Source organism: Liquorilactobacillus sicerae (genome assembly GCF_029916425.1).
GTDB lineage: Bacteria > Bacillota > Bacilli > Lactobacillales > Lactobacillaceae > Liquorilactobacillus > Liquorilactobacillus sicerae.
Genome location: NZ_JAHAVQ010000005.1, coordinates 93,563 through 118,007 on the forward strand (window position 1 = coordinate 93,563; position 24,445 = coordinate 118,007).

Sequence of the window (24,445 nt, forward strand, 5' to 3'; positions counted from 1 at the left end):
TGGCAACCCCAATTAAATCAATTAAAAACCATGCTTTTTGAAACGATCAAACAATGAACCCTCGCCAGCAACCTTTTCGCCACTAGCCTCAGCAAAAGCTTTTAAGGCTTCTTTTTGACGTGAATTCAATTTCTTAGGTGTCACAACTTTGACGGTTACTTCTTCATCACCCATTTCCTGAGTCCGTAAATGCGGAGCTCCTTTGCCACGTAAACGGAAAGTAGCACCTGATTGGGTCCCAGCTGGAATCTTCAGTTTAACATCTCCATGTACAGTTTTAGCTAAGACTTCATCACCTAGAGCAGCTTGCACAAAGCTGATTGGTTGCGTAAAGAAGATTTTCGTACCATCACGTTTAAAGATTTTGCTTGGTTTTACTCGGAAAACAATGTATAAATCACCATATGGTCCACCGTTAAAACCAGCTTCTCCTTGATTTTGCAAACGCATTTGATTGCCGTCTTCAATTCCGGCTGGGATTGAAACCTCAACTTCATGCCGTTCTTTGACATGACCAGTTCCTTGGCAGTCCTGACATTTTTCGCGGATCACTTTTCCTGTACCACCACAGACATTGCACTCAGCTTCACGAATAATTCGACCTAAAGGAGTATTTTGAGCTTGCCGAACCGTTCCTGAACCATGACATTTTTGACAAGTCTCTGGATGTGTCCCTGGTTTAGCACCAGATCCTTGGCACGTTTTGCATAAAGCTTCTCGAGTATATTGAATATCAGTTTTCTTCCCGAAAATTGCTTCTTCAAATGTTAAAGTCATATTATATTGTAAATCATGACCTTGTCGTGGCTGATTGCGTGAACGACCGCCGCCACCGCCACCAAAGAAAGATGAAAAAATGTCTTCAAAACCACCTGAGAAATCGCCAAAATCAGAACCCTGAAAACCGCCAAAACCTTGACCTGCATTGGCGCCAGTCGAGCCAAATTGATCAAACTGAGCTTTTTTCTGCGGATCACTTAAGATTTCATAGGCTTCATTGATTTCTTTAAACTTTTGTTCAGCTCCCGGTTCTTTATTTAAATCTGGATGATACTTTTTGGAAAGCCGCCGATAAGCTTTTTTAATTTCCGCAGCAGAAGCATCCCGTGAAACACCAAGCACTTCATAAGGATCTTTATTTCCTGCCATTTTCTCCCTCCATTACTTACAGTCTACTTAAAAAGAGTAACATAATCGTCCCGAAATAAAAAGTCAAAGTCCCGCAGGCCTTTGACTTTTTATCCAATCAGCACTGATTATTTTTTGTCATCTGGATTGACTTCTTTAAAGTCACCGTCAACTGTTCCGTCATCAGACTTTGAAGAACTATTCTTGGATTCAGTCGAACCATTATTTTGTCCATTCGCCTGTTGATCTTTTTGTGCTTGTTGATAAAGTTTCACTGACATATCCTGAACAATCTTCATCAAATCGTCTTTCTTTGCCCTCATCTCATCAGCATTATTAGCTTCTTGAGCCTTCTTCAGAGCATCACGAGCAGCCTCAGCCTTCTTGATCTCGTCATCAGATACTTTGCCTTTGACATCTTTCAAAGTCTTCTCAGAAGTAAAGAGCAACTGGTCAACCTCATTTTTAAGATCAACTTCTTCTTTACGCTTCTTATCAGCTGTTTCGTTTTCTTTGGCTTCTTTGACCATTCGCTGAATTTCTTCATCTGAAAGGCCAGATGAACTTTTGATCGTAATTTTTTGTTCTTTGTTCGTGCCTAAGTCTTTAGCTGAAACATTAACGATACCGTTTTTATCAATATCAAAAGTAACTTGAATTTGTGGAACTCCTCTAGGTGCCGCTGGAATATCCGTTAATTGGAAACGACCTAATGTTTTATTGTCGGCAGCCATCGGACGTTCACCTTGTAAAACATGGATATCAACAGCTGGTTGATTGTCAGCAGCCGTTGAAAATACTTGCGACTTGCTGGTTGGAATCGTTGTATTTCGATCAATCAACTTCGTAAAGACTCCACCCATGGTTTCAATTCCTAATGACAGTGGTGTAACGTCAAGTAACACAACATCCTTAACATCACCAGTAATTACCCCACCTTGAATGGCTGCTCCTAAAGCAACAGCTTCATCTGGGTTAACTGATTTATTTGGTTTATGGCCAGTTTCTTTTTCAACTGCTTCTTGAACAGCTGGAATCCGCGTCGAGCCACCAACTAAAATAACTTCATCAATATCAGTATTAGTTAACTTGGCATCATGTAAAGCATTGCGAACCGGAATCTTTGTTCTTTCAACTAAATCCGCAGTTAATTCATCAAACTTAGCCCTCGTCAATGTTTTTTCTAAATGCAATGGACCATTTGCGCCAGAAGTAATGAATGGTAAACTAATTTGTGAACTTGAAACACCCGAAAGATCTTTCTTAGCTTTCTCGGCTGCATCTTTCAAACGCTGCATTGCCATTTTATCCTGTGATAAATCAATACCATTTTCCTTTTTGAAATCATCAATTAGCCAATCCATGATCTTGCGGTCAAAATCATCACCGCCCAAATGTGTATCACCATTAGTCGAAAGGACTTCAAAGACACCATCGCCTAATTCAAGGATCGAAACATCAAATGTTCCACCGCCGAGGTCAAATACTAAGATTTTTTGATCTTTTTCAAGTTTGTCCAAACCATAAGCTAAAGCAGCAGCCGTTGGTTCATTAACAATTCTTTCGACCTTTAAGCCAGCTATTTTACCAGCATCTTTAGTTGCCTGGCGCTGAGCATCATTAAAGTAAGCTGGAACTGTAATAACAGCCTGAGCAACTTTTTCACCTAAATAAGCTTCTGAATACTCTTTAATGTACTGCAAAATCATCGCTGAAACTTCTTGAGGAGTATATTCTTTGCCTTCGACACTAACTTTATAATCAGCTTCACCCATGTGACGTTTAATTGAATAAATCGTATTTGGATTAGTAATTACCTGACGTTTAGCAACTTCACCAACTTGTCTTTCACCATTTTTAAAAGAAACAACTGACGGAGTTGTTCGGTTTCCTTCTGGATTAGTAATGATTTTAGGTTCCTTACCTTCAAGAACAGCCACTGCAGAATTAGTTGTTCCTAAATCAATACCAATGATTTTTGACATAATTTTCTACCTCTTTTTAGAATTTATTTTAATGATTGTTATTGTGCTACTACTACCATCGCTGGCCGCAAAACCCGATCCTTTAATAAGTAGCCGTCTTGGAAAACTTCTACGACTGTTTCAGACTTTTGATCCTTTTCAACCGGCACAGTCTTAACCGCTTGATGATAAAGTGGATCAAATGGTTGGCCCAATGCTTCGATTTTTGTAATATGATTATCTTTTAAAGCTTTTTCCATATCACGATGGACCATTTCAACTCCATGCTTCAACTGTTTTGAAACATCATCCTCAGCTTCAATTTGCAAAGCACGGGCTAAATTATCTAACACTGGTAAAACATCCTTAGCCAACGCTTGACCATCATATTTGATCAATTTAGCCTGTTCATTTTTAAAGCGAGTGGTCATATTAGCCATTTCAGCTTCGGCACGCAAATATTTATCTTCCAGTTGATCATACTTTGCTTGCAGATCTTTTAATTGTTGCTTCAACTCCTGGTCAACCACTTTTTTCGCAGGCTTTACTTTTGAAGTTTTTGTTTCCTTATCTGCTTTTTTTGCTGTTTGCTCTTTAACTGATTTTTGTTTATTTGCGTCCGTTTCTTTCTTAGCATTTTCTTGTTTTTGGCTAAGATGACTTTCCTTTTCTGACAAGTGAACACCCCTTCTCTAATTTCTAATCATAGAAATCATAATAATCAAGCATCCTATGCGCTAACTCATCACGAAAGACCTCAAGTAAAGCAATAATTTTCGAATATGGCATATTGGTCGGCCCAAGAATCGCAATTAACCCTTGACCATGCTGAGCTACATCATAAGTTGTTGAGATCAAGCTGTAGTTCAAAAGTGACCGATCAGCCATTTCATTGCCAAGTTTAACATGGATCGCTTGCTGATGATCTTGAGTTGCAACTAAATTAGTAATGTCTGCTGAGCGATCAATCAATGAATATAAAGCTTTGATCTGCTCAATATTACCATCTTCAACAAAGTCTAATAGATTGAGTTTACCACCCACATAAAATTGGTCATCAACTGCCTTGTTTAAAATACCACCAAAAATACTCAAGAAACCACTTGGCTGGCGGATATAATGAACCAGCACCGGAACACTTTCACGAAGCTTACTAACAACTTCATCCAACGGCAACCCAACAATTTGATCATTGATGATTCTAACCACTGCCTCCAGCTCCTCACCACTAATTTGTCTTGGTAAGTTAAATAGCTGGCTTTCGACTTCACCATCGCTCGTGATCAGCATGACCATGGCTTGCTGGTTACCCATTGGCATAATTCTAAAGCCTTGCAAACGAACCTGTTTAGCTGCCGGCTTAAATGCTATCGCTGTATAATTTGTCATTTGCGACAAAATTTTGGCTGACGTAGCAACCAGTTGATCGATTTTAAAAAACTGGTTATCTAATGATTTGCGGACATTATCGACCAGCTGCGGATCAATTGCTGAAGGCTTTACTAAATTGTCAACATAATAACGATAGCCCTTAAGTGATGGTATTCTCCCAGAAGAAGAGTGCTCCTTCAACAAAAATCCCATTTTCTCCAAAGTCGCCATCTCATTGCGGATTGTTGCTGAACTGACATGAACTGGTAATTGACTTTCCAAAGCCTTTGACCCAACTGGATGTCCAGCGTCAGCATAATCTTGAACAATTGTTTCGAGAATCAGCAGCTGCCTTTCGGTTAGCATGATTATCACCTCGATTAGCACTTAGCATCATTGAGTGCTAAGTCAATTATTAATATACAAGAAAAAGGCTGATAAGTCAAGAATTGAACTTTCATCAGCTAAAAAGAGTTCCCTTTCATTTTTGAAAATAGTTCAGCGTCTGCTGCTGATCGTTTTTTAACTGTTCAATCAGTGCTTGAGCACTAACAAACTTGACCTGTCCGCGTAAATAATGATACCAATTGACAATAACTTGTTGACCATAGACCATTTTAGAAAAATTAAGTAAATTTATTTCAATAGTTAGTTGTTGATCGTCGCCGAAAGTCTCATTTCTGCCAATTGAAGCCATTCCCAAATAATCTTTTCCATCTAGCCATACTTTGGTCGCATAAATTCCTTCCCCCAAAACTCGTTCCTGGGAATCAATTTTTAAATTTAAAGTTGGAAAGCCCAGCTGCCGACCCAGCTGCTTGCCATGAACAACAAGCCCCGTATTTTGGTAATGATAACCTAATAACCGATTTGCTAAATCGATTTGACCCGTATCTAGCAACTGGCGAATCGTTGTTGAGCTAATTTTCTCTTGTTCAAATAAAACATGTTTGACTGTGATTACTTGAAAGCGACCACGGGCAAATTTTGGCAAAGTTCGCATATTAGCAATCGTGTGCTTGCCATAAGTATAATCTTCACCTGCAACAACGGCTGTCGCATGCAGACCAACCATATATTTATCGACGAATTCCTGAGGCGGCATTTGCGGCAAGGCCCCCGCCAACTTGATCACATATACATAATCAGCACCTAACTGCTGGAATAATTCTAATTTATGCTTCAATGTCGTCAAATAATGAACCTGCTTGGTCGGGACATGCTGAAAAACGATCATTGGATGCCGGTCAAGGGTCATCACTGCTAACTTGCAGCCCAATTTTTTTGCCTGTCGAGCTGCCGTTTTGATCACCTGTTGGTGTCCGCGATGAACACCGTCAAAAAAACCAGTTGCTAAAACGACTTTCTCGGCTGGAATGAGTTGTGAATCAAATGGCTCACTTAGTTCAATTGTTTTCACTCTTCTTACCCTTCCGTCAAATCGATCATCTGTTTTGGTACATAAAACTCTCGCTGCTGGTTTAAATGATAAATGCAACGACTTTTTTGTTGATAAGTCAGCACTAATTCATCACTGACAGCCTCTAAATCTAAAAAGCCACCATTTTTCACCTTATTCCATTGTGCTGGTGACAACTGATAATGATCGAAGTTTTTTAAAGCTACATCCCAATCGTAAATCAGATTTTTAATTTGTCCAGTCGCTGCTGCTGTTCGTAAATGCTTAAGACTGACCGTTTCTGAAAGATCAAAACCACCACTTGTTTGTCTCGTTAACTTTGACATGACAGCAGGTACGCCCAAGGCTTTTCCTAAATCACTAGCCAGTGTTCGAATATAAGTTCCTTTGCCACAGCTTACTTCAAAAAAACAGGTTTGCTGTCCCTTTTGCGGATTGAAGACCGGTGGTTTGCTTTGGCGGAAATATTTGACTTTGATTTTTCGCTTAGGACGTTCGACCGGAATTCCTAAACGCGCGTAGTTATACAAACGTCGGCCGTTAACCTTAACTGCCGAATACAGTGGTGGAATCTGAATCAAATCACCAGTCAATTTTTCCATTGCTTGATCAATTTGCTTAACTGAAAAAGGCTCCATCAACTTTTTTTGAGCAATTATTTTTCCATCCAAATCTTCCGTAACGGTTGCTAAGCCAAAAATTATTTCGCCGGTATAAACTTTTCCAAAATCCATCAAATAGTTAACGACTTTAGTTGCTTTCCCAATACAAATTGGCAAAACCCCGTTAACGTTCGGATCTAAGGTCCCACTATGCCCGACTCGTTTCATTTTTAAAATTTGCCGACAATGACGGACACAATCGTTGCTGGTCATGCCTTTTTCCTTATACAAAGGAATTATGCCATCCATTAGCGGCCTCCTTTAATCTTTTTTGAAATAAAAGCTGTGACAAAACAAGTGCTTTGTTACAGCTTTTATAATTGTCTGCAAATACTGCCGTTAAAAATATACAGCAAGTTAAACTTAAGCAGATCATGCATCATTATCTTGATTATTCTTTTTTACTTGATTCAACAACTGATCAATCCGATTGCCATATTGGACCGAACGATCTTGTTCAAACTTAATCTCTGGTGTCACGTAAATGCTTAAGCGCGATCCCAATTCACGCCGAATCAATCCCGTTGCCTTGTCCAAGCCAGCCTGCGTCTTTTCAGCAGCTGAGGCTTGATCTGACAAAATGCTATAGTAAATAGTTGCGTGCTGCAAGTCTCCCGTCACTTCGACACCCGTAATTGTAACGCCTTGGACACGGGGGTCTCGAACACGTTTCATCAAAATATCATCAACTTCACGCTGAATCTCTTGCTCTAAACGACCTATACGGTAATTACGAACCAAAGTTAATTCTCCTTTAAAAAATTACTATTTTGCTGGAACTTCCTGCATAATAAAGGCCTCAATTTGATCGCCAACTTTAATATCATTATAATTTTCAACCATTAAGCCACATTCAAAGCCCTGCTTAACTTGCTTAACATCATCTTTAAAGCGCTTCAAACTTGCAAGCTTACCTTCATAAATCACAATTCCGTCACGGATGACTCGTACCCCGCTATCACGTTGAATATAACCATCCGTAACATAGCCACCACCGATTGTCCCAAGTTTAGAAACTTTATATGTTTGACGAATCTCAACTTGACCGATAATTTTTTCTTGATAAACCGGTTCAAGCATCCCTTTCATCGCTGTTTCCACTTCTTCAATTGCTTGATAAATTACCTTATGCAAACGAATATCAACATGATCACTTTCTGCTTGAGCCTTGGCTTGTGGGGTCGGACGAACATTAAAACCAATGATGATCGCGTTGGAGGCTTCCGCTAAAGTAACATCGCTTTCGTTGATTGCGCCAGCTGCTTGATGAATGATATTGACCCGAACACCCTCGACATTGATTTTCTGAAAACTATTAGCCAAAGCTTCAACTGAACCTTGAACATCAGCCTTGATAATTAAGTCAACTTCCTTCAATTCGCCTTCTTTTAACGAATCAAATAGATTATCCAGCGTTACGTGCGGCGCCGTTTGACTTCTTTCCTTCCGTAAAGCCCGCTTAGCTCGTTCTTCACCAACTGCCCGAGCAGATTTTTCATCACCAAAAGCTACAAAACGATCACCAGAGTCTGGGACATCATTTAAACCGGTAATTTCAACAGGTGTCGATGGCAAAGCTTTTTTGATTTGTTGCCCTTTGTCATTGGTCATCGTCCGAACTCGGCCAAATGTATTACCGACAACAATTGGATCCCCGACGTGCAGTGTACCTTGTTGAGCCAAAAGGGTCGCAACTGCTCCTTTGCCCTTATCCAACCGTGCTTCAATAACTGAACCAGCCCCATGTTGTTTTGGATTAGCTCGTAACTCAAGCATTTCAGCTTCCAACAAAATCATATCTAATAACTCATCGAGATTTTTACCAAATTTTGCTGAAATTTCAACAAAAATTGTGTTGCCACCCCAATCCTCAGGTATCAATTCATATTCCGTCAATTGTTCCATTACGTGATTAGGATTAGCACCTGGTTTATCAATCTTATTAACCGCAACAATGATTGGCACCTTAGCTGCTTTGGCATGATTAATAGCTTCGATCGTCTGCGGCATCACGCCATCATCAGCTGCAACTACTAAAACGGTAATATCAGTAATATCAGCACCGCGAGCTCGCATATTAGTAAAAGCAGCGTGACCTGGTGTATCAAGGAATGTGATCGTTTTACCATCATGCTTCACTTGATAGGCACCGATATGTTGTGTGATCCCACCAGCTTCTTTAGCTGTCACATGAGTATGCCTTAACTTATCTAGCAACGTGGTCTTGCCATGATCAACATGTCCCATCACCGTAACTACTGGCGGACGAGGAACCAGATGCTTTTTGTTTTTGTTTTCATCGTCGAAAATCTTATCAATATCAGAAAGATCAACTTCAACCTTTTCTTGGGCTTTAATACCATATTCTTCAGCTAATAATTCAATCGTTTCTTTATCTAATGATTGATTTTGATTGACCATTACTCCAAGCAAAAAGAGTTTTTTGATAATCTCAGCTGGTTCACGATGAATTTTTTTTGAAATATCAGCTACATTCATTCCAACTGTATAAACCAAGGTCTCTGGCAATGGCTTGTTCTTACGTGGTGGAACTGCCGGCTTTTTATTTTCCTGACGACGATTCTTGCGACGGTTCTTTTTGTTTTTTCGGTTAAAACGATTTTGTGAATAATTGTTTTGACCACTATATTTCTTTTCAGTATTTCTCGACGGTTGATTGCTATGAGCTTTGGATTGATTATTCTGATTAACTGAATTGCTAACTTGACTTTGCTTTTTCTCAGTTACTGGCTTAGACTTAACAGCCTGACGTTTTGGCTGAACGGACTTTTTATTAGCCTGAACCTTGGTCTGTTTTGTCATAGCTTTTTCACTGCTTGACGATCCCGCTTTACTCAATAAGTTACGCAGTTGACGTTCTTCATTTTCGCCAATTGTTGACATATGATTGGCAACCGCAAACCCCTGCTTTTTAGCCACTTCAATAACTTTTTTACTAGGAAGATTTAATTCCTTTGCTAATTGGTAGATTCTTTTTTTCCCCATAGACTCACTCTCCATTTTCTCTAGTTGATCTATTATCGTGATTGGTTTTCAATAAACCTAAAGCTTTTTTGGTAAAGCCCTCATCAGTTAAGGCAACGACTGATCTAGCCATGCCAATTGCTTGACTAAGCTCATTGCGCTTAAATGATCGATCAACAATTACTTGATAGAATTGACATTTATCATTGATTTTTTTGGCGGCTGTCGGCGTTACATCAGTAGCCAAAAAAATCAATCTCAGCTTTCTTTGAGGCAATTGCTTGAGAACTTGTGCTTCGCCACTAACTATTTTGTCAGCTCGACGGGCGATCCCTAATAATTGCAAAACTTGTTGCCGAGCGTTCATTTTGCTTGCTCTCCAAATAATTCGCGCCGAGCAACTTGGTGATCGACATAAGCAATCAGTTGATCGTAAAAGTTATCTTCAACCTTTATATTAAACGCTTTGTCGAAAGTCCGCTCAATTTTTGCTTGTTTAGCAATTGCTAAATCTAAACTAATATATGCACCACGACCAGCTTTTTTCCCGGTTGGATCAATACTAATTTCTCCTTCTTTGCTTTTAACGATTCGAACCAATTCTTTTTTGGGTTTCATTTCAGCAGTTACAATATCTTTGCGCATTGGAACTTTTCTACGGCGAACCATTTTAATCACCCCTTTGTTAATTATCTTCAAATTTAGTTATTGTTTATTGTTCAGTTGGTTCTTGTTCAGAATTTGCTGTTAAATCAGCAAACTCGCTTTCTGATTTAATATCAATCTTATAGCCAGTCAATTTGGCTGCCAAGCGCGCATTTTGTCCCCGTTTGCCAATTGCTAAAGAAAGTTGATCATCGGGAACGACTACTGTGCAAGCCCGCTCGTTGTCTGGATCAAAAATCACATTTAAGACTTCAGCTGGATTTAAAGCATTGCTGATAAAATCAGCCGGATCACTTTTCCATTCGACAATATCCATATTTTCTCCCCGCAGTTCATTAACAATTGCTTGAACACGCTCACCACGAGGTCCAACACAGGTTCCAACCGGATCGACCCCATCTTTAGTCGAACGAACAGCGACTTTTGCTCGATCGCCCGCTTCTCTGGCAATCGAAACGATTTCAACCGTCCCATCAAAAACTTCTGGAATTTCTTGTTCAAACAATCGCTTTAACAAATCTGGGTGTGAGCGACTAACAAAGACTTGCGGTCCTTTAGCACTGTTTTCAACTTTATAAATGTAAACTTTGATTCGATCATGTGGATGATACTCTTCACCTGGAATCTGATCCTGATGAGACAAGACAGCTTCTACCCGACCAAGGTTTACATAAACATAACGATGATCGATTCGCTCAACTTCACCAGTAACGATTTCTTTTTCATACTGGATATATTGATCATAAACAATGCTTCTTTCAGCCTCACGTACCCGTTGCATAATAACTTGCTTAGCCGTTTGGGCTGCAATCCGGCCAAAGTTTTTAGGTGTGACTTTAAATCTGATCTGATCGCCAATCTCATAAGCCTTATTGATTTTTAAAGCATCTTCTAAACTGATTTCCAATTGGGAATCAAAAACCTGATCAACAACTTCTTTAACTGCATAAACATTGATCTCACCAGCTTGTTGATCAAAGTCCACTTCTACATTACGTGACTGGCCATAATTTCGCTTATAAGCCGAAACGAGTGCTGCCTCTAAAGCCTCAACAACAACTTGCTTTTTTATTCCCTTTTCCTTTTCCAAAGCATCAAGTGCTTCAACTAATTCTTTGCTCATCGTCTTTAAACTCCTTAATTAAAATTAAAACTTAATAGCTAACCGTGCTTTGGCAATTTGCTGACGTAAAATTTTCTGTTGCTTAAAACGGCCCTTATCATTGATCCTTAATGTTAAAGATGTTGGTGTCACAGCGGTCAAGTCACCTTCAAAAGCCTTTCTCCCAGCTAAAGGCTGATATAAAGAAACATGAATATATTTATTGATTGCACGCTGCAGATCCTTTTCATTTTTCAAAGGTCGTTCTGCCCCCGGTGAAGAAACTTCTAAATAATATGCCTGTGGTATTGGATCAGGATCACATTGATCAAGCTGTTCACTTAAGCGGTCGCTCACCAAAGCGCATTCTTCAATGTTGATTCCGCCTTCTTTATCAATATAAACTCTCAAATACCAACTCTTGCCTTCTTTAACAAATTCAATATCAACTAATTCAAAGTGATAATCTGTCAAAATTGGTTTTACTAATTCCGTTACTTTTTCAACGACGGGACTCACTAAGTCACCCTCCTTTACAAATAGCTGCAATAAAAAGAGCGAGCATTGCTGCTCACTCCCAACGAGTTATTAATTACAAGTTAACTATACCATATAAAATCACGCTTGACAAATTTTCTCTTAAAAACTAAAACAAGGAATCAAATAAACTTAGTTGATTCTCATCAGGCAATTTATCTAACACGTGATTCTCATCCATAAAATCGATCAATGTCTTTGAAACTTTGCCGCGTTTAGCTAAATCCTCTTTAGAAAGAAATGGTTTTTCTTCACGAGCAGCAACGATTTGTTTCGCAACATTCGTTCCTAAACCAGGAATTGCATTAAAAGGAGCAATTAATGAATCATCATCAATCAGCCAAGCAGAAACCGCCGAACGATCTAAATCAACCATTTTAAAGTTAAAACCACGTTCCAACATTTCATTAGCCAGCTCTAAAACAGTCAACAAATTCTTTTCTTTAGTACTTGCATCCATTCCTTTGGCATTAATTTCTTTGATGGCTGCTTTGACAGTTTCCTTACCGCACGTCATCGCTACTAAATCAAAATCATCGGCGCGCACGCTAAAATAAGCTGCATAATAAATCAGTGGAAAATAAACCTTAAAATACGCGATCCGCAAGGCCATTAAAACATAAGCTGCGGCATGAGCTTTTGGAAACATATATTTGATTTTCAAACAAGAATTGATATACCATTCTGGAACTTTTGCTTGGCGCATTTCTTTTTGCCAATCCTCAGGAATCCCACGTCCTTTTCTGACATGTTCCATAATTTTAAAGGCCCGATCAGCTTCAACTCCCATATGGATCAAATCCATCATGATATCATCACGACAGCCAATGACCTCTGGCATCGTTACCGTGCCATTTTGAATTAATTCCTCAGCATTTCCTAGCCAAACATCCGTTCCATGCGACAAACCGGAAATTTTTAATAATTCTGCAAAGGTTTTAGGTTTGGTTTCTTCCAGCATACCACGAACAAAACGCGTTCCAAATTCAGGAATCCCTAAAGTTCCGGTTTTAGAACCAATCTGCTCCGGAGTTACCCCTAAAACTTCAGTCCCAGAAAACAATTGCATTACACCTGGATCAGCTGGTGGAATCGATTTAGGATTGATTCCGGAAAGATCTTGCAACATCCGAATCATTGTCGGATCATCGTGACCTAAAATATCAAGTTTTAAAATATTGTCATGAATTGAATGAAAATCAAAATGCGTTGTTTTCCAAGTCGCTGTTTGATCATCAGCTGGATACTGAATTGGTGTAAAATCAAAAATATCCATATAATCCGGTACAACCAAAATTCCAGCTGGATGCTGTCCAGTTGTTCTTTTAACTCCAGTCGCTCCCTTGGCTAAGCGATCAACTTCAGCATTTCTGAATTCCTGTTCTGTATCACGTTCATAACCCTTAACATATCCATAAGCAGTTTTGTCAGCAACCGTGCCAATTGTACCAGCTCGATAAACATTATTTTCTCCAAATAGAACTTTCGTATAATTATGAGCAATTGGCTGGTAGTCACCAGAAAAGTTTAAATCTATATCTGGTACTTTATTGCCGTAAAAGCCTAAAAAAGTCTCAAAAGGAATATCTTGTCCGTCTTTGATCAAAAGCGTCTGACATTTAGGACATTTCTTAGCTGGTAAATCATAGCCCGAACCATATTCACCTTTGACGTAAAAATGACTCCATTTGCATTTAGGGCAACGATAATGAGGAGGCAGTGGATTGACCTCAGTAATTCCAGTCATCGTTGCTACCAAGCTTGACCCGACTGATCCACGAGATCCGACTAAATAGCCATCTTTATTTGATTTATAAACCAATTTTTGTGCAATCAGATAAATGACTGAAAAGCCATTCCCAATGACACTTTTTAATTCTTTCTCAAGCCGCTTTTGAACAATTTCCGGTAATGGATCACCGTATAATTCATGTGCCTTGTTTAATGTCAAATCATGAATTTGATCCTCAGCACCTGGCATTTTGGGTGTATACAATTTATCTTTGACTGGTGAAACAACATCAATTTTAGCTGAAATTTCAGCTGGACCAGCAACGACCACTTTTTTTGCTTCATTTTCCCCTAAGAAAGCAAAATCCTGCAACATTTCATCGGTCGTCCGAAAATGTGCATCGGGTAATTCTGGCAACCGGTTTAAAGGATTAGCACCACCTTGAGAATTAATCAAGATTTTACGATAAATGGCATCTTCTTGATTTAAATAATGCACATCACCAGTTGCTGCCACTGGGATCCGTAAATCTTGACCTAATTGAATTAGATTCTGAATAATTTCTTCCAAATCTGTTTCATTTTTTACCAATTCTTGATCGAGCAATGGTTGATACAAAGGCTTAGGTTGGACTTCAAGGTAGTCATAAAACTGGGCCCGTCTTTTTGCTTCATCATATCCTTTTTGCATCATTGCCGTAAAGACTTCACCGCTTGCGCAAGCTGATCCTACCAATAAACCTTGGCGATACTTGGTCAGCAATGAACGGGGAACTCGAGGAACTCGATAAAAATAATTAATCATTGAATCAGAAACCAGCTTAAATAAATTCTTCAAACCACCCTGATTAGCTGCCAAAAGTGTTGCATGATAAGGATGCTCATGCTGATAGGCAGCACTTTGACCAATATGCTGATTAAACTCATCTTGAAAATGGATCTTAAACCTTTTTTGGGCAGCTTCCAACATTGCAAAATAAACATAGCCTGTTGCACGCGCATCATAAATTGCGCGATGATGATGTTCCAATTTAACATCTAAAAGCTTGGTTAGTTTGTTCAAACGAAAACTCTTCAACTGGGGATACAAAAGTCGAGCCATTGGTAAGGTATCAAGCCATGGTTCAGAAATCATGGGCAGTTGATGACGTTGATAACCAGTATTCATGAAGTCCACATCAAAAGTGGCATTATGTCCAACAATTATGCAACCTTGGCAAAACTTTTGAAAGAGCTGAAAGACTTCCTTTTCACTTTTTGAACCATTGACCATTTCGTCGGTAATACTGGTCAATTCAATCGTTGTCTTCGATAACGGATGACCAGGATCAATAAACTCTTCAAAACTATCAATTTCGGCTCCATGATGCATTTTTACTGCAGCTAGCTCAATTACCTTATCATAGCGGGCTGATAAACCAGTAGTTTCAGTGTCAAAAATTACATACGTAGCATCATCCAAATTCACATGCTGTTGATTATAAGCAATTGGCATCCCATCATCGACTAAATTGATCTCGACTCCATAAAGAATTTTGACACCATATTTTTCTCCGGCAGCATGAGCCTCAGGAAAAGCCTGTAAATCGCTATGATCAGTGACTGCAATTGCTGATTGTCCCCAGGCTGCCGCTTGTTTCACATAATCAGTAATACTGTTAGTTGCATCCATCGTACTCATATTAGTGTGAAGGTGAAGCTCAATCCTTTTTTCACCCTCAGGCTTAGTATCTTGACGTTTTCGATGTGTGACTTGATTAATATCATAGGCATTGATCACCAAGTCATGTAGAAAATTGTCTTCTTGTACATTTCCACGAACTTTGATCCACTGACCTTCTGCTAAGGCTGCAAAGGCTGCTTCATCGTCATCATTGCGTGAAAATTTTTTGACAACAATCGAAGAACTATAATCTGTGATCTTCAAGATCAGCAACTGGCGCGAAGACCGCAAAGTTCGCACTTCTTTATCAAAAATATAGCCCTGAACAATGACTGATCGTTCTTCCTGATCAATTTCGCTTAACTGCATTGTTGGCTCGTTATCAATCCTTTTGCCCAACACTACCAAGCCATTTTCTTTAATTGGTGCCACAGTTGGCTTGTTCTTTTGTTGTGACTGCTGGTGAATGGCTGCTAATGCTTTTTGAGCTAAAGCCTCATCAGATTTTTCTTGCCGTTGCTTAAACTCTTCAATTTTCTGCTGTGATTTTGATTGATCAACCATTGTATGAATCGCAAACTTAGGAAAACCTAAGTCTTGATAACCCGCTTCAATTGGTCCTAAAGCCTGATTGACCAAAAAATCTTTGATAATTTCATTATCAGCCAAAATCAAGACACGGCCATCTTCAATATATGGCACATTATGATTAAATAGTTCCTGCAGTAGCGGTGAGTTGATCCCTGCATGACCAATGACCCACTTCCAATAGTCAGCCAACAATTGATTTGATAAATTGTTTTGATCAGTAGTTTTAAAACGAATCTTGACTTTGGCAATTGATTCAAATGCCGCTTGCAGCCGTTGAGCAAACTCAGCAAAAAGTTGATAAGACCAAATTTGTGGACAATTCAAGCAAAAATCCCAACGTTTAGACTTTTGATGGATCAAAACTTTTGCAATCGCTGTTTGCTTTAACAGTTTCTGGGCAGAATCAGGATGCCATGCGAGCTGATCCAGTAATTTTTGAAATAGCTCATACTGATCGATTTCCAAATCTCATGCATCCTTTCTAAATTTAATCGTTAAGATCTCTTAACCGCTGTCTTTGACAAAATCGTCAATGTATTGATTAACTCAGCTGCTTTGACTTCAACTGTCTCACCACTGCGGCGCATTTTTATTTCAACAATTCCATCAGCTGCTTTTTTCCCAACCGTGATTCGAACTGGTAAACCTAACAAATCAGCATCAGCAAATTTGACTCCAGCACGTTGCTTGCGATCATCTAATAAGACTTGATAACCAGCTGCTTCTAATTGACCAGTGACTTTAACAGCCAGTGCTTTTTGCTCATCATTTTTAATATTGATTGGAATAACATGCACATCAAAAGGAGCAATTGTTTTTGGCCAAATGATACCATTTTCATCACAATTTTGTTCGATAATTGCTGAAAGCAACCGTGAAACTCCAATTCCATAGCAACCCATGGTGATTGGCTTTTGACGACCATTTTCATCCAAGACATTTGCTGAAAGAGTTTTAGTATAGCGTGTCCCTAGTTTAAAGACATGACCGATTTCAATTCCGCGCGTAAACTTTAGCTTGCCTCGACCATCTGGTGAGATCTCGCCTTCGCGAACTAGTCTCAAATCGGCAAATTCAGTGACCCGATAATCCCGTTCAAGATTAGCATTCAAATAGTGAAAACCATTCTGATTGGCACCAATGATCGCATTTTCCATTAGTTTAACATCTAAATCAGCCAAGACCTTTAAATCTGCAGCCTGCCCCTGTAAACCAACCGGGCCGAGTGAACCAAAGTCAGCTCCCAAAAGCTGTCTGGCTTCCTCTGTTGTCGCCAATCGAACTTCATTAGCACCAAGATAATTGGTAAGCTTAACATCATTTAACTCATCAGTTCCTCGCAATAAAACTAACAACGGTTGATCGTCAGCAAATAACAATAAAGTCTTAATAATTCTCTTTTCATCAACTTGCAAAAGTTTAGCAACTTCACTGACCGACTTGGTATTCGGGGTAGCAACTTTTTGCAACTCACCGATTGCTTCATGAATTTTTTGATCGGAACGTTGATTTTTTGCCATTTCTAAATTAGCAGCATAGTCACTTTGATCAGAATAAACGATCGTATCCTCACCAACATCAGCCATTGCCATATATTCTTTCGAAGCATTACCTCCCATAGCACCGACATCAGCAATAATTTCTCTGAACTTCAAACCACAACGTTCAAAAATTCGCTCATAAGCTTGTTCCATCTGATGATAAACTCGATCAAGGCTTTCTTCTTCAGCATGAAAAGAATAGGCGTCAAACATCAAAAACTCGCGTCCACGTAATAGACCATACCGCGGGCGATCTTCATCACGATATTTCATTTGAATTTGGTATAAAGTCAGCGGCAACTTCTTATAAGATTTAATCGCATCCCTAATAATAACCGTAAAGGTTTCTTCGTGAGTTGGTCCCAATAAGAAGTCGCGTTGATGGCGGTCTTTTAATTTAAACATTTCTGGCCCATAAGTTTCATACCTGCCTGATTGACGCCACAATTCAGCCGGGATCACTGTTGGCACCAACATTTCAACTGCATCAATTTTTTCCATTTCTTCTCGGATAATAGTCTCAATTTTTTGAATCACCCGATAAGCCAGTGGCAAGTAAGCGTACATTCCCGCTGAAACTTGTTTAATATAACCCGCTCGCAACATCATCTTATGGCTAAGAGCTTCGGCATCACTCGGAACTTCTTTAACCGTCGGAATTAGCATTGTTGATTGCTTCATACAAAAATCTCCCTTAATTTATTTCAAAATTTAAAATTAATTTAAAAAAAGTAGCGCTGAATGTCATTCCAAGTCACTAAGATCATCAAAAGCATTAAAAATCCAAAGCCAATCAAGGTCAAGATGCCTTCTTTCTCTGATGACAAGGATTTGCGCCGAATTGCTTCAACCACATTCAGCAACAACTTACCGCCATCTAAAGCCGGAATCGGAAAAAGATTAACCACACCTAAGTTCAACGACAAAAAGGCTAATAAATTGATAACACTAGTCAAACCGTATTTAGCAGCCTGTGACGTATAGGAGTAAATTGCAACTGGGCCGCCTAAGTCATTTAAATTAAAACCCTGGGTGAACATTGATTTAATGGCTGCTAGCAATTCTACTAGCAAATTCCAACTAGCTGTAAAGCCATAAACAATAATTGCTGCAAATGAATGATTTTGACTAGCTTCAATGCCAATTACACCGACCTTTTTCCCATTTTGCTGCTCACTTCTCGGAGTCACCCAAATTTGTTTAATCTGATGCTGACGTTTGATCGTAAATTGCGTTTTTTTACCTGGATACCGGCTAATCTCTTGAGCTAAAGCCTGCCAATTCTTAGTTTTCTTCCCGGCAACTGCCACGATCCGATCACCACTTTTAATTCCCGCTTGACGAGCAACTGAATTAGCCGTAAAAGTGCCCACTTGATTGGTGGTTTGGTAAACACCGCCTTGTAGCAGAGCAACCAGAGCAAAAGCAACGATTGCCAACAAAAAGTTATTCATTGGACCAGCAAAATTAGTTAACATGCGTTGCCAAAGTTTGGCTGATTGAAATTGAACATCCCGTGGTGCAATCCTGATTTTTGTCCCATCTTCTTCAATAATTGAGGCATCATGACTGACTTGATAGCGTTTGAGCTGTGAATCATCGCCATTTAAATAACCCTCTAGCCACAATTCATCTGTGAGATCCCATTTGCTGATCTGCAAAGGTATGCCATTAAATAGCAATTTTTTTTGACTGGCATTAATTACACTGACCTGATTATTGTGATCTAACTGCAAACTAACGATTTGTCCAGGTTTAAACTCTTCTTCATCATCTTCCAACCCAGCCATTCGAACATAGCCGCCGAGTGGCAAGATTCTCAAAGTATAGGTGGTGGTATCAGTCTCGTGAGCAAAAACTTTTGGTCCCATTCCTATTGAAAATTCGCGAACCAGAATACCAGCCTTTTTAGCAAAATAAAAATGGCCGAACTCATGAACTAGAACTAAAATTCCAAAGACGATTATAAACGTTAAGATGGTAATTACCATTACTCAAATCCTTCCTTGCAAGTCTGGAATACCTTAGAGCAAAAACATAAAGTGGGCAACTGGCAAAACGAACAGCAAAGAATCGAAACGATCTAAAATTCCGCCATGCCCTGGTAAAATGCGACCAGAATCCTTAACTCCATAAAATCTTTTTAAAGCTGATTCAACTAAATCGCCAAACTGTCCCACTATTGATAGCACTAAAATCATACCAACCGCTAATGCCCAATTGGTAATCTGCGGCCAAAAAAGATTAAAAATAATTCCAACGACCAAAGCTAGTAAAGTCCCACCGATTGATCCTTCCCAAGTCTTATTAGGGCTGATATGCGGAGCCAATTTATGTTTGCCAAATCTACGGCCAAACAAATATGCCCCGGTATCTGTCGACCAAACAATTAATAATAAGAAAAATAAGGTTGATAGCCCTGCTTGACGTGCCGCAATCAAGTAATGAAATCCCATTGAAATGAACAAGGCACCCAGCAGTAAGACAGCCGCATCATCAAAAGAAAAGCGATTGCGTGTTATTACTGTATATAACAGCAATAACAACATAAAGAAATAAAAAATCGTAAATCGTGAACTATTCGATGGTAAAAAATCAAGCCATGTCGTTGGTACTAACAGCACAAAAGCAGCTAACCCACTAAATAAGGCTTCTGGAGAAACCAATAGCTTCTTCCGCATGATCAAGATCTCAGACATGGCAATTAAACCTAAGACGATCGTCAAAATATTGAACGGTGTTTTACCGATAATTGCTAAAGGAATAAAAATCAGTAAAGCGACGACTGCGGTAATTACACGTTGTTTCATTAAACTACTCCTTTTTCAAGCCACCAAAACGACGACTGCGGCTTTGATATTCAATAATATTTGCTTTCAACTCCGCCGAAGAATAATCTGGCCATAAAACTTTTGAAAAGACAAATTCACTATAAGCAACTTGCCACAAAAGAAAATTAGAAATTCTTTCTTCCCCACTAGTTCGAATCAATAAGTCGGGATCAGCAAATTGACCAAGTTGAGCAGTCATCAAATGATCAGCAAATAAATGCTCATCAATCTGTTCTGGTTTTAGTTGCTGATCAACTGCTAAAGTCGCCAAATCTTTAGCTGCTTTAATCAATTCATCCCGGCCCCCGTAATTAATTGCAAAATTTAAAATCATTCCTGTATTATTGGCAGTGTCCCTCATCGCTTTTTGGACAGTTGCTAAGGTTTTAGGCGGTAAACCAGCTAGTTCACCGATTACGAAAACACGGACATTATTAGCAATTAATTCTGGCATAAAAGTTTTAAAAGAAGTCGCAATCAAACTCATTAGAAAATTGACTTCACTTTTAGGACGTTTCCAATTCTCAGTCGAAAAAGTATATAGTGTCAAAACTTTAACACCTAAATTACTAGCAGCTTTGGTAACTTCCTTAACGGTTGTCAAGGCTGCTTTATGTCCAGCAGTTCGTGGAAGATGCCTTTTTTGAGCCCAGCGCCCATTTCCATCCATAATAATTGCTATATGTCGCGGAACTCTTTTTAAATCAAGCTGTGCATCATTTTGCAGTGATGAATCATTTTGCAAATAATTGGAAAACATGATTACGACCTCCTGTAACTTTAAAAAAACAACTTTTTTTGCTTTTTGGATAACTTATTATCCTCCAAGTTCAAAGTTGCCTTCAAAATGTTCAGTAACTTAATAAGCAATACCTAACACTACTTGACTTAATCATCAAGAATCTCTTTTTCCTTATCTGCTTGGATCGCTTCAATGGCTTTAATTGCTTGATTGGTGACTTTTTGAGCTTGGTCTTCAAAGTTGTGTAATTCATCTTCGTTCAAATCACCATTTTTTTCAGCTTTCTTTAAATTATCCATCATTTCACGACGGACATTTCTAACGGCGACTTTCCCCTTTTCAGCCTCAGCTTTAACTTGCTTGGCCAATTCTTTTCGCCGTTCTTCTGTTAACTGTGGAATTACCAATCTAATCGCTGTCCCATCATTAGTTGGTGATATCCCTAAATCTGAAGCCAAAATTGCTCGTTCAATTTCCTTTAAAGCTGATTTATCAAATGGTTTAACTAACAAAACCCGCGCTTCTGGAATCGTAATCTGAGCTAATTGATTTAAAGGTGTTGGTGCACCATAATAGTCAACCTTGATTCGATTAAGCAAACTTGCATTCGCTCGGCCTGCTCGAATTCCACCTAAATCACGTTGCAGTGCTTGTTCAGCTTTTTTCATTTTTTCTTGTGCACTTTGAATAATTGGATTGTTGATCTTCATCTCTATTTTCCTTTCACTGTTGTCCCAATTGGTTCACCCTTGATAACACGTTTAATATTTCCACGTTGATTCATATTGAAAACAACCAAGGGAATATCATTATCCATTGATAAAGAAGAAGCTGTTGTATCCATAACATGCAGACCCTTATTGATAATATCTAGATGCGTTAATTCGCGGAACTTAACTGCATTGGCATCCTTTTGTGGATCAGCTGAATAAATTCCATCTACGCCATTTTTAGCCATTAAAATCACATCAGCATTGATTTCTGATGCTCTTAAAGCTGCCGTGGTATCCGTTGAAAAATAAGGCGATCCAGTACCCGCTGCAAAAATAACGATTCGACCTTTCTCTAAGTGACGAATTGCTTTCCTTCGAATGTAGGGTTCAGCAATTTGACGCATTTCAATTGCCGTTTGGACTCGGGTCGGAACAGCTAACGATTCCAAATTATCTTGAAGCGCCAAGGCATTCATTACCGTTGCTAACATTCCAATGTAATCTGCCTGTGAACGTTCCATTCCCATCTGAGCTCCAGATTCACCACGCCACATATTACCGCCGCCTACAACGATTGCAATCTCAACACCCATTTTATAAACTTCTTTAATTTCAGCAGCCACCTTTTTGATTTCAGGGGGATTAATACCTATTTGCTGTTTCCCTGCTAAAGCTTCACCGCTTAATTTTAATACGATTCGTTTATATTTGACGTCCACCATGATGGGCCTCCTCTGAAATAATTATCTGTGCAAGTATTTATGCACATTTACTATTCATTTTATCATAAAAACAGACTATTTAATATCTTTAATTCATTTGTCATTTTGCTAAAAAGACTATCTATTCTACAATAAATAGAACAGATAGTCTTAAAAATCTTTGTTAAATCTTAACCTTTTACCTGATTCATAACTTCTTCAACAAAATTATCAGCCTTTTTCTCAATTCCTTCGCCAACTTCATAACGAACAAAAGAAACTAGTTTGCCATTTTTTGAAGCAACATACTTAGCAACTGTTTGATCTGGATCCTTAACAAACTCCTGATCAGCCAAACTAACTTCTGCAAAGAATTTGTTAAGCCGACCAGCAACCATTTTTTCAACAATCTTAGCTGGTTTGCCTTCGTTTAACGCTTCTTGCTTCAGAACTTCTTTTTCATGCTCAACTTCAGCTGTTGGAACCTGAGTACGATCAACATACTTGGGATTGATAGCAGCCACATGCATCGCCACATCTTTAGCAGTTACTGCATCAGCTCCATCAAGAACGGCAATCGTAGCAATTTTACCACCCATATGAAGATAAGAGCCAACGGATTGACCAGCTTGCTTTTCAACGACCATAAAACGCCGTAAAGAAATCTTCTCACCAATCACTTGGGTTGCTTCGATGATCTTATCATTGACCGTCATACCATCAACTGGCAAATTTAAAGCTGCTGAAACATCAGCTGGCTTATTTTTTGCAATTGTTTCGGCAACTAGCTTGACAAGTGCTTTAAATTTATCATTTTGAGCTACAAAGTCTGTCTCAGCGTTAACTTCAACGATCGCTGAAACATTGTCAACTGTTTCCACGTCCGCCAAACCTTCAGCAGCAACCCGATCGCTTTTTTTGGCAGCCTTAGCAACTCCTTTTTCTCTTAATAAATCAACTGCTTTTGCTAAATCACCTTCAGCAGCAACTAATGCCTTTTTAGCATCCATGATTCCAACACCAGTTTTATCACGTAGCTCCTTGACTTGACTAGCAGTAATTTTTGCCATTAATAAATCCTCCTTAATAATTAAAAGCTGCCCAAACTTTAGGCCACACATGCCCGTGTTCGAGACAGCCTCAGTTTTAGTTATTCAGCATCTTGTTTAGCTTGATTTTTTCCTTCAACAGCTTCAACGATTTCTTCGATTGATTCCGCTTTATCATCTTTTTTGGCAGCAACAGCCTGCTGATCGTCAGCCTCAGTTTGCTCTTCGCCCTGACGCGCTTCAACGACTGCATCAGCCATCTTTGAAGTAATCAAACGAACTGCTCGGATAGCATCATCATTTGATGGAATCTTAACATCGATTTCATCTGGATCAGCATTAGTATCAACCATTGCTATGATTGGAATATTCAACTTGCGTGCTTCTTTAACAGCAATTCGTTCTTTGCGCGGATCAACAATAAACAAAGCATCTGGTAAATGTGGCATATCCTCGATGCCACCTAAGAACTTTTGAAGCCGATCTCTTTCCTTAATCAAAAGAGCTACTTCCTTCTTTGGTAAAACATCAAAAGTACCATCTTCTGACATTGCCTTAATTTCTTTCAAACGCTTGATCCGCTTTTGAATCGTATCCCAGTTAGTTAAAGTACCACCTAACCAACGATGGTTAACGTAAAACTGACCAGCACGCTTAGCTTCTTCTTCAATTGCATCCTGAGCTTGTTTTTTAGTACCAACAAATAAAACGACTCCATTGTTGGCAGCAACATTTTTGACAAAATCATATGCTTGATCGATCAATTTAACGGTCTTTTGTAGATCAATAATATAAATTCCATTTCTTTCGGTGAAAATATATTTCTTCATCTTTGGATTCCAACGACGCGTTTGATGACCAAAATGAACACCAGCTTCAAGGAGCTGCTTCATAGTTATAACAGACATTCTAAAACCTCCAAAATTGTTTTTTCCTCCCTTAGCGTTTAACCTTGAGGACTCCAACGAGCACCCTGAAAGCCACTGCTAAGGTGTGAATTGGTGTCAAGACACCTTTTTGATTTTATAATAAATCAATCACAAGTGCA

At 39.0% G+C, this 24,445-nt stretch carries 21 protein-coding genes; all 21 read right to left on the reverse strand.

Annotation, left to right across the window (positions count from 1 at the left end; genetic code table 11):
* Positions 1-21: 21 nt before the first annotated feature.
* On the reverse strand, positions 22-1,149 hold the full coding sequence (dnaJ, locus tag KH893_RS04860) for a molecular chaperone DnaJ (protein ID WP_281165023.1): 1,128 nt from the start codon (positions 1,147-1,149) through the stop codon (positions 22-24).
* 107 nt (positions 1,150-1,256) lie between these two features.
* On the reverse strand, positions 1,257-3,113 hold the full coding sequence (gene dnaK, locus KH893_RS04865; protein WP_281165024.1) for a molecular chaperone DnaK: 1,857 nt from the start codon (positions 3,111-3,113) through the stop codon (positions 1,257-1,259).
* A 38-nt stretch (positions 3,114-3,151) separates the two neighbouring features.
* On the reverse strand, positions 3,152-3,769 hold the full coding sequence (grpE, locus tag KH893_RS04870) for a nucleotide exchange factor GrpE (RefSeq protein ID WP_281165025.1): 618 nt from the start codon (positions 3,767-3,769) through the stop codon (positions 3,152-3,154).
* 22 nt (positions 3,770-3,791) lie between these two features.
* Positions 3,792-4,829, reverse strand: coding sequence for a heat-inducible transcriptional repressor HrcA (hrcA, locus tag KH893_RS04875; RefSeq protein WP_281165026.1), 1,038 nt, complete (start codon positions 4,827-4,829; stop codon positions 3,792-3,794).
* 115 nt (positions 4,830-4,944) lie between these two features.
* On the reverse strand, positions 4,945-5,883 hold the full coding sequence (ribF, locus tag KH893_RS04880) for a riboflavin biosynthesis protein RibF (RefSeq protein WP_281165027.1): 939 nt from the start codon (positions 5,881-5,883) through the stop codon (positions 4,945-4,947).
* Between the two features lie 5 nt (positions 5,884-5,888).
* The gene (gene truB / locus KH893_RS04885; protein ID WP_281165028.1) at positions 5,889-6,794 is read right to left on the reverse strand and encodes a tRNA pseudouridine(55) synthase TruB; all 906 of its coding nucleotides are present in this window, start codon (positions 6,792-6,794) and stop codon (positions 5,889-5,891) included.
* 123 nt (positions 6,795-6,917) lie between these two features.
* Positions 6,918-7,286 (reverse strand): 30S ribosome-binding factor RbfA, encoded by a 369-nt coding sequence (gene rbfA, locus KH893_RS04890; protein ID WP_281165029.1) that lies wholly within the window; start codon positions 7,284-7,286, stop codon positions 6,918-6,920.
* A gap of 24 nt (positions 7,287-7,310) precedes the next feature.
* Entirely contained in the window at positions 7,311-9,551 is a 2,241-nt protein-coding gene (gene infB, locus KH893_RS04895) for a translation initiation factor IF-2 (protein ID WP_281165030.1), read from the reverse strand.
* 4 nt (positions 9,552-9,555) lie between these two features.
* A complete protein-coding gene (locus KH893_RS04900) occupies positions 9,556-9,897 on the reverse strand; it encodes a ribosomal L7Ae/L30e/S12e/Gadd45 family protein (protein ID WP_281165031.1) in 342 nt (113 codons plus the stop codon).
* The gene (gene rnpM / locus KH893_RS04905) at positions 9,894-10,199 is read right to left on the reverse strand and encodes an RNase P modulator RnpM (protein WP_281165032.1); all 306 of its coding nucleotides are present in this window, start codon (positions 10,197-10,199) and stop codon (positions 9,894-9,896) included. The genes KH893_RS04900 and rnpM overlap by 4 nt, the downstream gene beginning before the upstream one ends.
* Before the next feature lie 43 nt (positions 10,200-10,242).
* Positions 10,243-11,319 carry a transcription termination factor NusA gene (gene nusA / locus KH893_RS04910; protein WP_281165033.1) on the reverse strand — a complete coding sequence of 359 codons (1,077 nt, stop codon included), beginning with the start codon at positions 11,317-11,319 and terminating at the stop codon, positions 10,243-10,245.
* Positions 11,320-11,343: 24 nt separating this feature from the next.
* A complete protein-coding gene (gene rimP, locus KH893_RS04915) occupies positions 11,344-11,817 on the reverse strand; it encodes a ribosome maturation factor RimP (protein WP_281165034.1) in 474 nt (157 codons plus the stop codon).
* Positions 11,818-11,944: 127 nt separating this feature from the next.
* Positions 11,945-16,285: a PolC-type DNA polymerase III gene (locus KH893_RS04920; RefSeq protein WP_281165035.1), complete on the reverse strand. Its 4,341-nt coding sequence runs from the start codon at positions 16,283-16,285 to the stop codon at positions 11,945-11,947.
* A 29-nt stretch (positions 16,286-16,314) separates the two neighbouring features.
* Positions 16,315-18,042 carry a proline--tRNA ligase gene (locus KH893_RS04925; protein WP_281165036.1) on the reverse strand — a complete coding sequence of 576 codons (1,728 nt, stop codon included), beginning with the start codon at positions 18,040-18,042 and terminating at the stop codon, positions 16,315-16,317.
* 41 nt (positions 18,043-18,083) lie between these two features.
* Positions 18,084-19,352, reverse strand: coding sequence for an RIP metalloprotease RseP (gene rseP / locus KH893_RS04930; protein ID WP_281165037.1), 1,269 nt, complete (start codon positions 19,350-19,352; stop codon positions 18,084-18,086).
* A 33-nt stretch (positions 19,353-19,385) separates the two neighbouring features.
* Positions 19,386-20,171, reverse strand: a complete 786-nt coding sequence (locus KH893_RS04935; protein ID WP_281165038.1) for a phosphatidate cytidylyltransferase — start codon at positions 20,169-20,171, stop codon at positions 19,386-19,388.
* A 4-nt stretch (positions 20,172-20,175) separates the two neighbouring features.
* Positions 20,176-20,952 (reverse strand): undecaprenyl pyrophosphate synthase, encoded by a 777-nt coding sequence (uppS, locus tag KH893_RS04940; RefSeq protein ID WP_281165039.1) that lies wholly within the window; start codon positions 20,950-20,952, stop codon positions 20,176-20,178.
* A 128-nt stretch (positions 20,953-21,080) separates the two neighbouring features.
* The gene (gene frr, locus KH893_RS04945) at positions 21,081-21,644 is read right to left on the reverse strand and encodes a ribosome recycling factor (protein ID WP_281165040.1); all 564 of its coding nucleotides are present in this window, start codon (positions 21,642-21,644) and stop codon (positions 21,081-21,083) included.
* A gap of 2 nt (positions 21,645-21,646) precedes the next feature.
* Positions 21,647-22,369 (reverse strand): UMP kinase, encoded by a 723-nt coding sequence (gene pyrH, locus KH893_RS04950; protein ID WP_281165041.1) that lies wholly within the window; start codon positions 22,367-22,369, stop codon positions 21,647-21,649.
* Between the two features lie 170 nt (positions 22,370-22,539).
* Complete coding sequence (gene tsf, locus KH893_RS04955) at positions 22,540-23,418, reverse strand: translation elongation factor Ts (protein ID WP_281165042.1); 879 nt, start codon at positions 23,416-23,418, stop codon at positions 22,540-22,542.
* A gap of 80 nt (positions 23,419-23,498) precedes the next feature.
* Entirely contained in the window at positions 23,499-24,305 is an 807-nt protein-coding gene (gene rpsB / locus KH893_RS04960) for a 30S ribosomal protein S2 (protein ID WP_281165043.1), read from the reverse strand.
* Between the last annotated feature and the right edge of the window lie 140 nt (positions 24,306-24,445).

What these genes read in the sequence shown, in the direction of transcription:
- dnaK (WP_281165024.1), bottom strand. Translation starts at nt 3,113, where the DNA reads ATGTCAAAAATCATTGGTATTGATTTAGGAACAACTAATTCTGCAGTG.
- tsf (WP_281165042.1), bottom strand. Translation starts at nt 23,418, where the DNA reads ATGGCAAAAATTACTGCTAGTCAAGTCAAGGAGCTACGTGATAAAACT.
- infB (WP_281165030.1), bottom strand. Translation starts at nt 9,551, where the DNA reads ATGGGGAAAAAAAGAATCTACCAATTAGCAAAGGAATTAAATCTTCCT.
- nusA (WP_281165033.1), bottom strand. Translation starts at nt 11,319, where the DNA reads ATGAGCAAAGAATTAGTTGAAGCACTTGATGCTTTGGAAAAGGAAAAG.
- KH893_RS04925 (WP_281165036.1), bottom strand. Translation starts at nt 18,042, where the DNA reads ATGAAGCAATCAACAATGCTAATTCCGACGGTTAAAGAAGTTCCGAGT.
- truB (WP_281165028.1), bottom strand. Translation starts at nt 6,794, where the DNA reads ATGGATGGCATAATTCCTTTGTATAAGGAAAAAGGCATGACCAGCAAC.
- KH893_RS04900 (WP_281165031.1), bottom strand. Translation starts at nt 9,897, where the DNA reads ATGAACGCTCGGCAACAAGTTTTGCAATTATTAGGGATCGCCCGTCGA.
- frr (WP_281165040.1), bottom strand. Translation starts at nt 21,644, where the DNA reads ATGAAGATCAACAATCCAATTATTCAAAGTGCACAAGAAAAAATGAAA.
- dnaJ (WP_281165023.1), bottom strand. Translation starts at nt 1,149, where the DNA reads ATGGCAGGAAATAAAGATCCTTATGAAGTGCTTGGTGTTTCACGGGAT.
- uppS (WP_281165039.1), bottom strand. Translation starts at nt 20,952, where the DNA reads ATGTTTTCCAATTATTTGCAAAATGATTCATCACTGCAAAATGATGCA.
- hrcA (WP_281165026.1), bottom strand. Translation starts at nt 4,829, where the DNA reads ATGCTAACCGAAAGGCAGCTGCTGATTCTCGAAACAATTGTTCAAGAT.
- KH893_RS04935 (WP_281165038.1), bottom strand. Translation starts at nt 20,171, where the DNA reads ATGAAACAACGTGTAATTACCGCAGTCGTCGCTTTACTGATTTTTATT.
- rpsB (WP_281165043.1), bottom strand. Translation starts at nt 24,305, where the DNA reads ATGTCTGTTATAACTATGAAGCAGCTCCTTGAAGCTGGTGTTCATTTT.
- rnpM (WP_281165032.1), bottom strand. Translation starts at nt 10,199, where the DNA reads ATGGTTCGCCGTAGAAAAGTTCCAATGCGCAAAGATATTGTAACTGCT.
- rseP (WP_281165037.1), bottom strand. Translation starts at nt 19,352, where the DNA reads ATGGTAATTACCATCTTAACGTTTATAATCGTCTTTGGAATTTTAGTT.
- pyrH (WP_281165041.1), bottom strand. Translation starts at nt 22,369, where the DNA reads ATGGTGGACGTCAAATATAAACGAATCGTATTAAAATTAAGCGGTGAA.